This is a genomic window from Actinomyces massiliensis 4401292 (assembly GCF_000269805.1).
GTDB classification, from domain to species: Bacteria; Actinomycetota; Actinomycetes; order Actinomycetales; family Actinomycetaceae; genus Actinomyces; species Actinomyces massiliensis.
On the sequence record NZ_JH711483.1, the window covers coordinates 397,549 to 410,925 of the forward strand.

The following is a 13,377-nucleotide window of genomic DNA, read 5'->3' on the forward strand; positions in this document are numbered from 1 at the left end:
ATTGCCCGGCCTGCGGCTACTTTATTACGGTGAACGATGTGGAAAAAAGTGAGGTGAGTGTGTCGAAGGACCCACGTTCGGCCGCCTCCGATCAGATCTCGGGTGCATCCCAGCCGGCTGTATCTTCTGCATCGACTGCATCGGCTGATCCGGCCCGCTCCGGTGCTCCTCGGCTGGCCCCCAGGCTCGTCGCCCTCGCCCTGGGCGGCGCATGCCTCCTGTCCGGCCTCGATGCGGCCCTGCTGAGACTGGGGGCATGGGCGCCGGTGGACGGCGCGGCACTCGCGGCCTTCCACGGTCCTCTCATGCTCGTCGGCTTCCTGGGCACGGTCATCGGTCTGGAGCGAGCGGTGGCGGCGCGCACGAACTGGGCCTTCCTGTCGCCCGCGGGCAGTGCCCTGGGGTGCCTGTCCCTGGTGGCCGGGGTCCCCGAGCCGGTCGGTCAGGTCCTGGCACTCCTCGGCTCTGCGGCTCTGTGCGCGGTCTACGTGCACGTTCACCGGCGCGTCGCCTCCATCGCCGTGGATGTCGAGGCCATGGGCGCCATCGCCCTGACACTGGGGAACCTGCTGTGGCTGCGAGGCATGGCGATCGAGACCTGCGTCCCCCTGTGGCTGCTCTTCCCGGTGCTGACCGTCGTCGGCGAAAGGCTCGAGCTGGCCCGGATCGCCTTCGTCGGTGGTGCCGTTGAGGAGGTCGTGCGCGCCCTGTCCGCCGCCTCCCTGATGGGCGCCTGCATGCTGGCCGTCACCGGCACCGCCCGTCTCGTGATCGGCCCGGCCCTGCTCGCCCTGGCGGTGGTCATGGCCCGCTACGACGTCGCTCGCCGCACGATCCGCGCCACCGGGGCCGTGCGGTTCGCCGCCGCGGCCATGCTCGCCGGCTACTTCTGGCTCGCCGTCGCCGGATTGGCCTGGAGCCTGGGTCCTCTGGACGCCGCCTACGACAATTACGACATCATCATCCACTCCATCGCCCTGGGCTACGCCTTCTCCATGATCCTGGCTCACGCACCGACGATCATCCCCGCCATCGTCCACCGCCGTCTGCCCTACCACCGGGCCATGTGGCTGCCCTACGCCCTGCTGCACGTCGGGCTGATGGTGCGGGTCGTCGCCCGACTCCGCGCCGGGGTCGCTGAGCTTGCCGAGGGCACAGTATGGCGAGCCGGCGGCGTCCTCGGCGTCGTCGCTGTGCTCGTCTTCCTGCTGCTGACAGTCGCCCGCGTCGCCACTGCAGGGCGGATCGGCGCCGGCCGGCCAGCTTGGGCGACTGGGCCCGCCGACCCCGGAGGACCCACTGAGCCCGGAGAGCCCGCTGAGCCCGCCGGGTCGGTCGGGGCCGGGGCGGACCCGACCGCCGGCACTGCACGGGGGAATGAATGATGCCCGTGTCCATCGGACGTCCCGACGAAACCGGCCGTCGGGAGGAACGAGCCCGCAGAAGGCCCGCATCCGCTACCGCGGCCGGCCTGCAGCGGCGCCCCGAGCGCAAGCCGTCCCGCCGCAACACCCAGGTGCGGCGCAACGCCCTCGTGCTGGCCTGGATCGTGGTCGCCGCCGTGCTCGCCGTGCTCATCATCGCCGGACCACTGGCCTCCTGGGGCACGTGGCTGCCCCTGCACGCCCTCCTGCTGGGCGGCATCGGCTCGGCGATCACCGTGTGGTCCGCCCACTTCGCCGACACCCTGCTGCACCGTCCGGCGCTGGGCGGAGCCGCTCTGCTCGACGCCCGCCTGTACGCCCACGGGGCGGGCACGGCGCTCGTCCTGGTGGGGATCACCGCGAGCCTGCCGGTTGCCGCCATCGCCGGCGTCACGATCATCGTACTGGCCGCCCTGACGGGCGTGGTCGCCATCTCGGTGCAGTACCGGCGCGCCGTGGCGCCGCGCCTGGCGGCCCTGGCGATCCACTACGCCGTCGCCCTGATGCTCCTCGCGCTCGGCGCAGTCTTCGGCTACCTCACCAACTGGGCCGAGGCCCGCGGATCGATGCACCTGTCCGACGTCTTCTACGTGGCCCACACGACCACCATGGTCCTGGGCTTCGTCGGCACCACCGTGCTCGGCACGCTCACCGTGTTGTGGCCCACCATGCTGCGCACCAAGATGGAGCCGGAGGCGCCGCGCTGGACCACCCGCGGCCTGCCCCTCCTGGTGTGCGGCACTGCGCTCGTGGCGGCCAGTGGGCTGTTCTCGCCGCTGGCCGTAGTCGGCATGATCGTTTACCTCGCCGGGGCCTGCGGCGTCATCGTGCCCGGGTTCAAGACCGCTCGGCGAGTGCCGCCCACATCCTTCGCCACCGCCTCGGCCGCCGCCGCGGTCATCTGGTTCCTCATCGGCGTGGTGCGGATAGGCACGGGCATCGGCGTCTCGGCGCTCGGCGACGCCGGGGCCGTGGGGCAGGCGGCCGCCGCTCGAGAGGTCATCCACGGCGTGCGCGTGCTCCTGGCTGCGGGCTTCGCCCTGCAGGTGCTCGCCGGTGCCTTGAGCTACCTCAGTCCCGTCATGCTCGGCGGCGGGCCCGCGGCCACGCGCGCCACCAACGCCATCATGGACCGCGCGGCCGCCTACCGGGTCGTCGCCGCCAACGCCTGCCTGGCCCTGGCGCTGCTCACCGTCCTTCCCTGGGAGGTGCGCATGAGCGGGGCCGTCACGGCGGGCGCCATCGCCGCCTACGTCCCGATCGGAATGGGGCTGAGCGTGCGGGAAGTCGTGGTCCGTGCCCGCGAGAAGAAACGCGGGGCCGCCGTTACGATCCCTGGTGGTTCACCCGCTGCGGCGCCAGGTGCGTCGTCGTCCAGAATGCCGGTCTCGTCCGTCAGGCAGCCGCACCCGCGAGCCGAGAACGGCCGGAGGCCGGCAGCATCCCAGCCCCCTCAGCCCCAGGAGAGCGCCGATGAGTGAGAAGAACGCCCCCGAGGATTCTGGGAATTCCGGGGAATCTAAGGCCCGCGGTCGGGCTCGGGCCGGCGACGCCGGTGACGGCCGGAGCGGTGCGACTGGCCGCGCCGGCGCTGCCGAAGGAGTCGGGAGTGCCAGTCAGGCCGGTAACCCCGATGGCCCTGGCCGTGCGGATCGAGCGGGCCGGGCGGATCGAGCAGATCGTGCCGACGGGGCGCGCATCCATCGCGGGGCCGTGACGGCGGGCACGGCCCCCGCCGTCGGCCGCGGGCGCGCCGTCGCCTCCCCTCAGGACGCCGATGCCGCCCGCCGGCAGGCGCGCGCCGTCGACCGCCGAGGAGCTCTCTTCGGGCTGCTCACCGCCGGGGCGGCCGTCGTCGTGGGCGCCGCGGTCGGCGGTCGCGGAGAGGGAGGCGCGGGGACGCGGTCGGTGACCGCCACGGGCAACACCGTCGAGGCCGCCATCAGCGTGGACGGCATGCGCTTCGTGCCCGACACTGTGGACGTCGCTGTCGGGGACCGGCTCGTCATCACCCTGGACAACACCTCCGACCAGGTCCACGATCTGGTCGTCGAGCTCTCCGCCGGGGGCACCGCCACCACCGGGCGCATCGCAGCGGGGGCCAGCGGAACCCTCGATGCGGGTGTCGTTGCCGGGCCGCTGGAGGGCTGGTGCTCGATCGCCGGGCACCGCGCTCAGGGCATGGTCTTCCACGTCACTACCGGTGGGCGCAGTGCCCAGGCGAGCGACCATGCGGGCCACGGCGATGGCGGCGCCCGCTCCGGGGTCTCCTCCGGCGATGCGGTGCCGGACTACTCGGCGACTCTGCCCGACGATGTCTCCGCCTTCGACGCCGTCCCGCCCTCGGCGGACACCTCCACGGTTCATGAGCACACCTTCACCGCCACCGAGCTCGTTGCCTATGTCGGCGGTGGAGTCACCCAGAAGCGCCTGACCTTCAACGGCCAGGTCCCCGGACCGGTGCTGCGCGGCCAGGTGGGCGACACCTTCAGAATCACCCTGGTCAACGACGGCACCATGAGCCACTCGCTCGACTTCCATGCGGGCGTCGTCTCCCCGGACGAGGTCATGCGCTCGATCAATCCCGGGGAGCGGCTCGTCTACGAGTTCGTCGCCGAGCGCGCGGGCATCTGGCTCTACCACTGCTCGACCTCCCCCATGAGCGTGCACCTGTCCAGCGGCATGCACGGCGCCGTCATCATCGATCCACCCGGTCTGAGCGGAGTCGACCGCGAGTACCTCATGGTCCAGTCCGAGATCTATCTGGGGCCCGAGGGCGAAGAGGCCGATGCCGCCAAGGTGGCGGCCAAGACTCCCGACCTGTTCGCCTTCAACGGCATCGCCTTCCAATACCGCGACCGGCCGCTGCCCGCCAAGCCCGGTGAGCGCGTCCGCTTCTGGGTGCTCAACGCCGGTCCGTCGGAGCCCATGAGCTTCCATTGCGTGGGTCTCCAGTTCGACCAGGTGTTCTTCGAGGGCGCCTGGACCCTCGGGGGGCCGGACCGGATCGGTGCCGCGTGGTCGGGCGGAGGGCAGGCGCTGGGCCTGCAGCCCGCTCAGGGCGGCTTCGTCGAGTGCGCGCCGGCCGAGTCCGGCACGTACACATTCGTCTCCCACGCCTTCGCCGACATGGAGAAGGGGGCCATGGGGAAGCTGGTTGTCTCCTAGGGCATCAGTAGTGCACTAGCAGAGCACTAGTAGGACACGAGGACAGGGGCACCGCACCCGGCGGGGCCGTGGGCGCGGCTCAGTTCTCGACGCTGACGTGGCAGCCGTTGTCGAGCAGCGGTGCCAGTACGAGGCGGGTGCGCCCACCGGCCTGATCGGCGGGAGAGTCGGGGGCATCGTGGGAGTCGGGGGAGTGCTGCGGCCCTCCGCGTTCGTAGACCTCATTGAGGTAGCCCTCATGCATGATGCACACCAGCGGATGGGGTGCCCGGGCGCGGGTCATCAGCGGGCAGGCCTTGAGGATGATGGTCTCGCCATGGGCTTCGGGGGCGAAACCCATGATGGACAGGTTCGGCAGCAGATTCGCGGCGCGCTCCGCAGGGCTCGCCGTCTCGTCCTCCTGGGGATCCTCGCCCTCCTGCATCGATGGCGTCATCTGCGCCCATCGCCGTCCGATCGCCAGGGCGAGCTCGCGGGCCTGCGGACCGGTGCCCAGTGTCTCCGAGATCGCGTCCAGCAGGGTCAGGTAGGAGTCCAGGACCTCGGTCGGACTCGGAGCGGTCGAGGTGTAGCGCAGTGCGGGGCGGCCGCGTCGGCCTGTCGGCTTGGTGGAGACCTCGACGAAACCCGCGTCGAGGAGCGCGTCGAGGTGCTCGCGCACGGTGTTGTGGTGAAGATCCAGGGCGGAAGCCACATCGGCCGCGGTCATCGGCCGACCGGCGGTCTCGATGAGTTCGAGAACCCGACGACGGGCGACTGTCAGCTCAGTGCGCGCCGACAGGTCCACCCAGGAGGGACGCGGTAGGCGCGCAGAGACATCAGACATGTAGTGAGCCTACGGGAGCGATATCGCTTGCACAAAGCCCATGGTTGGTCCCCGGGTGCCGTCGTCACCCGGATGCTCGGCCCGTGTAGACCGATCTCGATGCGGAATGTGGCGTGTTAGGACATCCGGGACAGGGCGAGTGTTCCTGGTGGGGCGGTTCTCGGGGCAGGGGGGTCGTATGAGTGGGGCTTGGACGGCTGCGGGCCGGCTCTGTCGGTGTCCACGTGGTCTGCGTGGTGGGGGTGGTGGGTGTTGCACACTCGCGCGTGCTCTGTGTCGGTGGAAACTGCGGAGTCATGCGGGACAGCAATGTCAGTAGCGGTCACGGTTCCGCTCCCATGTGCAACACCGACGACAACCACGCCCCACACCGAGATCGGTCCACTTCCGGCTCGAGATCGGTCCAGGTCAGCCCGGCCAACCCGACGTCGAGGCACGCATGACAAGCTCGAGGGCGAAGGCCGCGTGCCGCACCTCAGAACCATTGGCGAGCAGCAGGTCCGCAGTAGCGCAACCGATCTCGGTGCGGAGTACGACCGATCTCGGCGCGGAACCGGACCGATCTCGAGCCGGGTTACGACCGATCTCGGGGTGGTCGCTGTCGTCGCAGGTTACCGGTGGTCGTTGGCAGGGCGGGTCATGGCCCAGTAGGCCGACGGCAGCGGCGGAGCATCGAGCACGGCGACCTGCTCGAAGCCCAGGCGCTCGTAGAGGCGCCGTGAGCCGGGGCTGGTGGACTCCAGATGAGCGGGCACGCCATCGGCGTCCACCCTCTCCAGACCGTGACGCAGCAGGGCGCTGCCGGTGCCCGTACCCCTGGCCTCGGGGGCGACGGCGATCATGTACAGGTACCAGTGCGGAGTCGGCGGGCGGTGGGCCTCGCACGTGCGGTTGTTGAGCAGGCACAGCTCCCACGCGCCTCCAAGCAGCCCGAGGTCCAGCCCGGGCGGCAGCGCGCCAGCGAGTCCGAGCGGTCCCGCGACGTCGTGGGCCTCGCCGTCGGTGCCCGGGGCGTCCCACAGGGTGACGCCGAGAAGACGACCCGAGCCGTCGACGGCGGCATCGACCCGGGCGCTCGCACGTACCGCCTCATCCTCGCTCAGGTAGTGCGAGGCCAGCTCGATGCGGTGGAGGTGGTCGAGGGCCGCGCGCGGGTCGGGGGCCGCGGCGACGATGACGCTCATGATCGGGTCGGGGAGGAAGGCGTCGGTGAGCAGGTCGGCGACGGCGCCCAGATCATCGGGGCCGGCAGCGCGGATCATGGGCGTGTTCACCATTGCAGTATTTCCTCAGTTCCTCTCGCGCCGGCCGGACCGGTCGGGGCGGCCGGACCGGCGCCACTGTTCCACGGATGGTGCGCGGGAGCGAATCGGCCCGACGGCCCCGCGCCCGGCATCGGTAGGCCCTTCAGCGGATTGCAGTACCGCCTCAGCGCCGGTGCCCGAGCTGGATCGTGGGGTCCTCGGCCTCCAGGGAGGGCGCCAGCAGCCTGCGGAAGGAGTCCACTCGCGCACGGCGAGCGGTCCGGGCGGCGTCGGAATCACCAGCGGTCCGCGGCTGCTCCACCGTATCGGCATCGGCGGCGACAGTATCAACTCTCTCGGCCCTGCCGTCCGTCTCACCCGACTCACCCGGCTGACCGCTGTCGGCCCCGCCTGCCGCCCATTCGTCCAGGGCGCACTCGAGAACACCCGCCTCGTGCGTGCAGCCGCGCGGGCACTCCTTCGCGACCTCGGCCAGATCCGGGAAGCCGCGCAGGACGTCGGCCGAGCTCACGTGCGCGACCCCGAAGGAGCGCACCCCGGGGGTGTCGATCACCCAGCCGCCGCCCGGAAGCTCCAGGGCCTGGAGGCTGGTGGACGTGTGGCGCCCTCGGCCGGTGACCGCGTTGACGCGGCCGATGGCCCGGTCCGCCCCGGGCACGAGGGCGTTGATGAGTGTCGACTTGCCGACCCCCGAGTGCCCCACGAATACGCTCGTTCGTCCCGAAATCGCCTTGCGCACGGTCTCGACGCCACGACCGGGCGCATGCGAGACATCCTCGCGATCAGAGGGATCCAGGTTGGGATCCAGGCGGGTCGTCACCGAGGGCACGCCGAGCGGCTCGTAGAGGGCGAGCAGGTCGGCGGCGTCGGCCAGGTCGGACTTGGTCAGCACCAGCAGCGGCTCCATGCCGGCGTCGTAGGCGGCCACGAGATAGCGGTCGATCATGCGCGGTCGCGGAGCGGGGTCGGCCACCGCGACGACGATGACGAGCAGGTCGGCGTTGGCCACGACCGGCTTCTGCGAGCCCGCGGCGTCTCCGTCCTCGGCGGAGCGGCGCAGCAGTGTGCGGCGCTCCTCGACGCGCACCATGCGGGCCCGCGTGTCCCTGCGGCCGGAGATGTCCCCGACGAGTCCGACCCGGTCCCCGACGACGACCCGGCCCCGTCCCAGCTCACGCGCCTTCATGGCCGTGATGTCTCCGGTCCCGTCCTCGGTGAGGGAGGGGTCCGCCAGGCGGATGCGGTAGTGCCCGCGGTCGATGCGGATCACCGTGCCGATGACTGCGTCGTTATGGGCGGGGCGCTGCTTGGTGCGCGGACGCGAGCCGCGGCCGGGCCGCACCCGTACGCGCGGGTCGTCAGTGCCGATATCGCGCCGGCGCGTCACCGCGGGACGCCGCTCTGATCCAGCCCCCGGCTCGGCTCCCGACCCAGCAGGCCCGCCCAGAGAGCGGGGAAGTCCGGAAGGGTCTTGGAGGTGCATTCGACGTCGTCGAGCTCGGTTCCGGGCACGCCGAGGCCGATGAGGGCGGCGAAGGCGGCGATGCGGTGGTCGGCGTAGGAGCGCAGGAGCGCCGGATGCAGCCGATCGCCCGCCGGCAGGGCGTCGATCATCAGGCCGTCGTCGGTCTGCCGGGCGATGCCGCCCACTCGGGTGATCTCGGTGACCAGGGCCGCTAGACGATCGGTTTCGTGGCCGCGCAGGTGGGCGATGCCGCGCAGACGGCTGGGATGCCCGTGCTCCGAGGCGAGGGCGGCCAGCGCAGCGACCACGGGAGTGAGCTCGCCGACGGCGGACAGGTCCGCGTCGATGCCCCGCAGGCTGGAGGCGCCCGCTCCGCGCACCACGAGGGTTCGCACGCCCTCCGGCCCGTCGCGCAGCTCGACGTCGCCGCCCAGGCGCGGCAGCAGCTCGCGCCAGGCGTCGCCGGCCTGGGTCGTGGGCGCGGGCCAGCCGGGGAGGCGCACCTCGCCGCCGGCGATGAGCGCCGCGGCCAGGAAGGGACCGGCGTTGGACAGGTCCGGCTCGATGCCCGCCCGCCCGCCGGCGGGACGCCCCGGGCGGACGGTCCAGGTGCGCTCCCTTACGGCGGCCGTGGCAGAATCGGCGGAGCCGTCCGGTTCCCCGGGCATCTCGGGTTCCTCGACGACAATGCCGCGTTCACGCAGGCTGGCGACGGTCATGGTTACGTGCGGCAGGGACGTGACGGGTCCGACGGCGGTCACGGCGAGTCCGCCGGGCAGCAGTGGACCGATCAGCAGCAGGGCGGACAGGAACTGGGAGGAGGCGGAGGCGTCCACGCTCACCCGGTGCGGCCGTTCGGGCCGGGCGGGGTCCGCCGGTCGGCGGAGGGCGCCGTTACCGGGGCCTACGCGCACGGGCAGGCGGCCGGGCTCGCCCAGGCAGGTCACCTCGGCGCCCAGTTCCGTCAGGGCGTCCAGCAGCGGGCCGAGGGGGCGCAGGCGCGCGGCCCGATCGCCGTCGAAGACGACGGGAGCGTCCGCGATCGCGGCCAGCGGCGGGACGAAGCGCATGACGGTGCCGGCCAGGCCGACGTCTATGCGCCCGGCCCCGTCGGGACCGGTCTCCACATGCGCGGGCAGCGGGACGGGGCGGGCGCGCAGGCGGGTCGGGTCCCCGTCGATCTCCTCGAAACGGGCCCCGAGCGCGGTCAGGGCCGTCAGCATGAGATCGGTGTCGCGCGAGCGCAGAACCCCGGTGAGCGTCGTCGGAGCCTCGGCCACCGCGGCCAGCACGAGGGCGCGGGCCGTCAGCGACTTCGAGCCCGGCAGGGCGACGGTCGCGTCGAGGGGGCCGCGGGCGGGCGGTGCGGGCCAGGGCTCGCGAGCGGACAGAGCGGGGTCAGAGTGCATCGATGATCCGATTCAGAGCTGCGGACGGGCGCATGACGGCATCCGTCTCGGCCTTCTCGGGGCGGTAGTAGCCGCCGATGTCGACCGGGCGCCCCTGCACGGCGAGCAGTTCGGTCTGGATCGCCTCGTTGGCGGCGCCCAGTGCCTCGGCCACCGGTGCGAAGCGGGCCGCCAGCTCGGCGTCGGCGCTCTGCTCGGCGAGCTCGCGGGCCCAGTACAGCGCCAGCCAGGCGTGCGAGCCGCGGTTGTCGATCTTCCCCAGACGGCGCGCGGGGGAGCGGTTCTCCTCCAGCAGCGTCGTCGTGGCGGCGTCCAGGGCGTCGGCGAGCACCTCGGCGCGCGCATTCCCGCTGACCTGACAGACATGCCGCAGCGCCTCCGCCAGCGCCAGGAACTCGCCCAGGGAGTCCCAGCGCAGGTAGTTCTCCTCCAGCAGCTGGCGCACGTGCTTGGGGGCGGAGCCGCCGGCACCCGTCTCGTACAGGCCGCCGCCGTTCATCAGCGGCACCACCGACAGCATCTTGGCGCTCGTGCCGACCTCCAGGATCGGGAAGAGATCCGTGTTGTAGTCGCGCAGCACATTGCCGGTCACCGAGATCGTGTCCTCGCCGCGTCGCGCCCGCTCCAGCGACAGCCGTGCGGCCGCCACCGGGTCGAGGACGCGGATGTCGAGGCCCTCGGTGTCCTCCTGGGCCAGATACCGCTCGACGAGCTCGGCGATGACCCGGTCGTGCCCGCGCTCGGGATCCAACCAGAAGACCGCCGGCGCTCCGGTGGCGCGGGCCCGCGTGACTGCGAGGTGCACCCAGTCGCGGATGGGGCCGTCCTGGGTCTGGCAGGCGCGCCAGATGTCGCCGGCCTCGACGTCGTGGGACAGCAGAACCGTTCCCGGCTGGGCGCCCGCGCCATCGACGACGACCACCTCGACGCGTCCGGCGGTCGGGATGGCGAAGGTCTTGTCGTGGCTGCCGTACTCCTCGGCCCGTCGGGCCATGAGCCCGACGTTGGGCACCGTCCCCATGGTGCGCGGGTCCAGGGCGCCGTGCTCCTTGCAGTCCTCGATGACGGCCTCGTAGACGCCGGCGTAGGAGGAGTCGGGGATGACCGCGAGGGTGTCGGCCTTGTCGCCGTCGGCGTTCCACAGCTTGCCGCCGTTCCTGATCATGGCGGGCATGGAGGCGTCGATGATGACGTCACTGGGCACGTGCAGGTTGGTGATGCCGCGGTCGGAGTCGACCATGTTCAGGTGCGGCCCGGCCGCCAGATCGGCGTCGATGGAGGCGCGGATCGCCTCGCCGTCCGCCATGGCGCCCAGTCCGTCCAGGATCGAGCCCAGTCCGTCCTCGGCCCGCAGCCCGGCGGCGGCCAGGGCCTCGCCGTAGACGGCGAACGTGTTCGGCAGTGCGGCGCGCACGGCGTGGCCGAAGATGAGCGGGTCGGAGACCTTCATCATGGTGGCCTTCAGGTGCACCGACAGCAGGACGTCGTCGTCCTTCGCGGCGGCCATCGCCCCCGCCAGGAAGGAATCCAGTGCGGCCGCGGACATGTAGGTCGCGTCGATGACCTCGCCGGCCGTCACCGGCAGTGAGTCGCGCAGGACCTGCACGCCGGAGCCGTCGGAGGGCACGAGCCGGATCTGCAGCGTGCCGGCCTCGGGAACGACGACTGAGCGCTCGTTGTGGCGGAAGTCGCCGGCCGACATCGTGGCCACTCGCGTCTTGGACTCCGGGCTCCACGCGCCCATGGCGTGCGGGTGGGAGCGGACGTAGGCCTTGACCGCGCCGGGGGCGCGCCGGTCGGAGTTGCCCTCGCGCAGGACGGGGTTGACGGCGCTCCCCTTGACGGCGTCGTAGCGGGCGCGCACCTCGCGGTCGGCCTGCGTCACCACGGAGTCGGGGTAGTCGGGCAGGTCCACCCCCCGGGCCTGCAGCTCACGAATAGCGGCCTTGAGCTGAGGAAGGGACGCCGAGATATTGGGGAGCTTGATGATCGTGGTGGTCGGGGACTGGGTCAGCGCCCCGAGGGCCGCCAGATCGTCGTCGGCCAGGTCGAAGGCGGCCAGGATGCGGTGCGCCAGCGAGATATCGGCGGTGCCGACGCTCACGCCCGCCGCGCGGGTGAACCCCTCGACGATCGGCAGAAGGGAATGGGTCGCCAGCATGGGCGCCTCATCCGTCCAGGTGTAGATGACATCGGGCTGGTCGCTCATGCGCATGTCCTTCACTGGTGGCCGCTGGTGGCAGCTGGTGGCATTGTGATGGGGCAACCCTAACGAGTGAGCTCTGTCCTAAGGAGGGGCGCCCACTGGAGGAGACGAGCGATGCTGCTCTCTTGCGTCTTTGCTCTCGTCTCTGCTCGGCTGCTCGGCTGCTCGGCTGCTCTGCCGCTCTACGCCGTCTTCCTCCGGGGGCGACTGGCGTGCCCCGCGGCCCAGGCCGCGGCGATGGCCTTCCGCTGTTTCTCGCGGTTCGCGACCCGCCAGGTCAAGGACGGGCGGCCCTCGCGATCGACGGCGGCCAGCAGGAGTCCGGCGCCGACCGCACCGCCGCGGGCCAGTCCGGACAGAGCTGCTTTGCGCGCCTCCTTGCCCTTGACCGCCCACACCGGGTTGTTGACCAGGGTCAGGGGGATGTTGAGCCCCGCCAGCACGGCTGCGCAGGTGCGCGGGGCGCGACTCGTCGCCAGCCCCAGGCCGGCTGCGACGCTCACCGCGCCGCAGGCCCGGGTCAGCATGCGGGCGTCCGAGGTGAGCACCGGCGGCAGTCCGACCTTCTCCAGCAGTGGCGAGACCTTCTCGAAACGCTCCACGTGGCGCGCGGGACGGGTCAGGGCATCGACTCCGTCCAGGACGAAGGACGCGGCGAGCATCGGGCGGGCGAAGGCGCGCAGAACGTTCATGGCTCCATCCTGACCCACGGGAGCGCCCGCGGCCAGGTTCTCGCCGCATGTCTTGCGATCCGCAATGGGGAGTCGCCCGTTCTCGATTCAGCGGCTCGTTCTGAGGCCGCTTGATGTGAATTGGCTTCCCGTCCACGCCAGGTCGGCGTCGCCCTTGCCGGTGGAGCACAGATGGCACTTCCGGTCATCACTGATCTCCTGATTGACCCATTCGAGATGGGCCATTCCCTCTGAGGTCGTGATCGACGCGATGATTCCGGCTTCTGCTCCGGAGTCGATATCGCGAAGACCGATACTGCCCGCCAAGGAGAGGGAATCCGTATAAGCCGCGATGTCCGTGTGGAAGAGGTCCTTGCCCTCGCGATGGCATTCGAGCGGCACCAGGGTCAGGGGGCCCGTGCTCGTGTTCATGATGGTGGCCGGGTGGCGGACGTAGGCGAATGCTGTTGTGCCGGTGGAGTCCTGGGCCGAGGCGTATCCGTCTGTGAATGACGCCGTCGTGCCGCCATCGGCGATGCAGCCCTTGGGGAGGGGGAGACTCGCGTTTCTCAGGTCCGGGGAATCGGGGACGTCCAGTGTCGGCGGATCGAGTGCCTCTGCGGTGGTCGGGGCCGTCGTGGGGGAGACGGAGGGGCGCGGGCTGCCGGAGTCGCTACCGTTGGCGTCTCCGGTTGCGGCGTCCGAGGGATCCTGAGCGGCTGCTGACTCCTTCGACCCCTTGGTCGTCCCCGGGTCGTCGGTGGTGCTGCGGTCGCCCGTGATCAGCGAGCAGGAGCTGATGAGCGCGAGTGCGGCGATGACGCTGGTGGTGGATAGGAGGCGCTGAGAAATGTAGTGCATGTCGGGATCGGATCCTCACGTGGGGGCGCGGGCGGCGGTGAGACGAGCGATGATCTGGCTGACCTGTATGTCGCTATATGTC

General features: G+C 71.4%; 10 protein-coding genes. 3 read left to right on the plus strand and 7 right to left on the minus strand.

Annotation, left to right across the window (positions count from 1 at the left end):
• The first annotated feature begins 53 nt into the window (after positions 1-53).
• From W5W_RS0113400 to W5W_RS0113415, 3 genes are read left to right on the plus strand one after another with little or no spacing between them, the layout of a single operon-like run.
• Complete coding sequence (locus tag W5W_RS0113400; RefSeq protein ID WP_017195766.1) at positions 54-1,385, plus strand: hypothetical protein; 1,332 nt, start codon at positions 54-56, stop codon at positions 1,383-1,385.
• Positions 1,385-2,905 carry a hypothetical protein gene (locus tag W5W_RS0113405; RefSeq protein ID WP_017195767.1) on the plus strand — a complete coding sequence of 507 codons (1,521 nt, stop codon included), beginning with the start codon at positions 1,385-1,387 and terminating at the stop codon, positions 2,903-2,905. The genes W5W_RS0113400 and W5W_RS0113405 overlap by 1 nt, the downstream gene beginning before the upstream one ends.
• Entirely contained in the window at positions 2,898-4,592 is a 1,695-nt protein-coding gene (locus W5W_RS0113415; RefSeq protein WP_238533362.1) for a multicopper oxidase domain-containing protein, read from the plus strand. Before W5W_RS0113405 ends, W5W_RS0113415 begins: the two co-directional genes overlap by 8 nt.
• 79 nt (positions 4,593-4,671) lie before the next feature.
• On the opposite strand, the gene W5W_RS0113420 is transcribed toward W5W_RS0113415, so the two are convergent.
• The 7 genes from W5W_RS0113420 to W5W_RS0113450 all read right to left on the minus strand — a co-directional run bounded on the left by W5W_RS0113420 (position 4,672) and on the right by W5W_RS0113450 (position 13,295).
• Positions 4,672-5,418, minus strand: coding sequence for a helix-turn-helix transcriptional regulator (locus W5W_RS0113420; RefSeq protein WP_029574332.1), 747 nt, complete (start codon positions 5,416-5,418; stop codon positions 4,672-4,674).
• 611 nt (positions 5,419-6,029) lie between these two features.
• Positions 6,030-6,695 (minus strand): GNAT family N-acetyltransferase, encoded by a 666-nt coding sequence (locus W5W_RS0113425; RefSeq protein WP_017195770.1) that lies wholly within the window; start codon positions 6,693-6,695, stop codon positions 6,030-6,032.
• Positions 6,696-6,846: 151 nt separating this feature from the next.
• Positions 6,847-8,070 (minus strand): ribosome small subunit-dependent GTPase A, encoded by a 1,224-nt coding sequence (rsgA, locus tag W5W_RS0113430; RefSeq protein ID WP_017195771.1) that lies wholly within the window; start codon positions 8,068-8,070, stop codon positions 6,847-6,849.
• Positions 8,067-9,557 carry a 3-phosphoshikimate 1-carboxyvinyltransferase gene (aroA, locus tag W5W_RS0113435; protein WP_017195772.1) on the minus strand — a complete coding sequence of 497 codons (1,491 nt, stop codon included), beginning with the start codon at positions 9,555-9,557 and terminating at the stop codon, positions 8,067-8,069. Before aroA ends, rsgA begins: the two co-directional genes overlap by 4 nt.
• Complete coding sequence (locus W5W_RS0113440) at positions 9,547-11,766, minus strand: NADP-dependent isocitrate dehydrogenase (RefSeq protein ID WP_017195773.1); 2,220 nt, start codon at positions 11,764-11,766, stop codon at positions 9,547-9,549. The genes aroA and W5W_RS0113440 overlap by 11 nt, the downstream gene beginning before the upstream one ends.
• A gap of 179 nt (positions 11,767-11,945) precedes the next feature.
• The gene (locus tag W5W_RS0113445) at positions 11,946-12,455 is read right to left on the minus strand and encodes a DoxX family membrane protein (RefSeq protein WP_017195774.1); all 510 of its coding nucleotides are present in this window, start codon (positions 12,453-12,455) and stop codon (positions 11,946-11,948) included.
• An 87-nt stretch (positions 12,456-12,542) separates the two neighbouring features.
• Positions 12,543-13,295 carry a hypothetical protein gene (locus W5W_RS0113450; RefSeq protein WP_017195775.1) on the minus strand — a complete coding sequence of 251 codons (753 nt, stop codon included), beginning with the start codon at positions 13,293-13,295 and terminating at the stop codon, positions 12,543-12,545.
• Positions 13,296-13,377 lie beyond the last annotated feature (82 nt).

Coding starts and splice junctions, on each gene's coding strand:
- W5W_RS0113415 (WP_238533362.1), top strand. CDS start 2,898: ATGAGTGAGAAGAACGCCCCCGAGGATTCTGGGAATTCCGGGGAATCT.
- W5W_RS0113420 (WP_029574332.1), bottom strand. CDS start 5,418: ATGTCTGATGTCTCTGCGCGCCTACCGCGTCCCTCCTGGGTGGACCTG.
- W5W_RS0113425 (WP_017195770.1), bottom strand. CDS start 6,695: ATGGTGAACACGCCCATGATCCGCGCTGCCGGCCCCGATGATCTGGGC.
- W5W_RS0113405 (WP_017195767.1), top strand. CDS start 1,385: ATGCCCGTGTCCATCGGACGTCCCGACGAAACCGGCCGTCGGGAGGAA.
- aroA (WP_017195772.1), bottom strand. CDS start 9,557: ATGCACTCTGACCCCGCTCTGTCCGCTCGCGAGCCCTGGCCCGCACCG.
- W5W_RS0113445 (WP_017195774.1), bottom strand. CDS start 12,455: ATGAACGTTCTGCGCGCCTTCGCCCGCCCGATGCTCGCCGCGTCCTTC.
- W5W_RS0113450 (WP_017195775.1), bottom strand. CDS start 13,295: ATGCACTACATTTCTCAGCGCCTCCTATCCACCACCAGCGTCATCGCC.
- W5W_RS0113440 (WP_017195773.1), bottom strand. CDS start 11,766: ATGAGCGACCAGCCCGATGTCATCTACACCTGGACGGATGAGGCGCCC.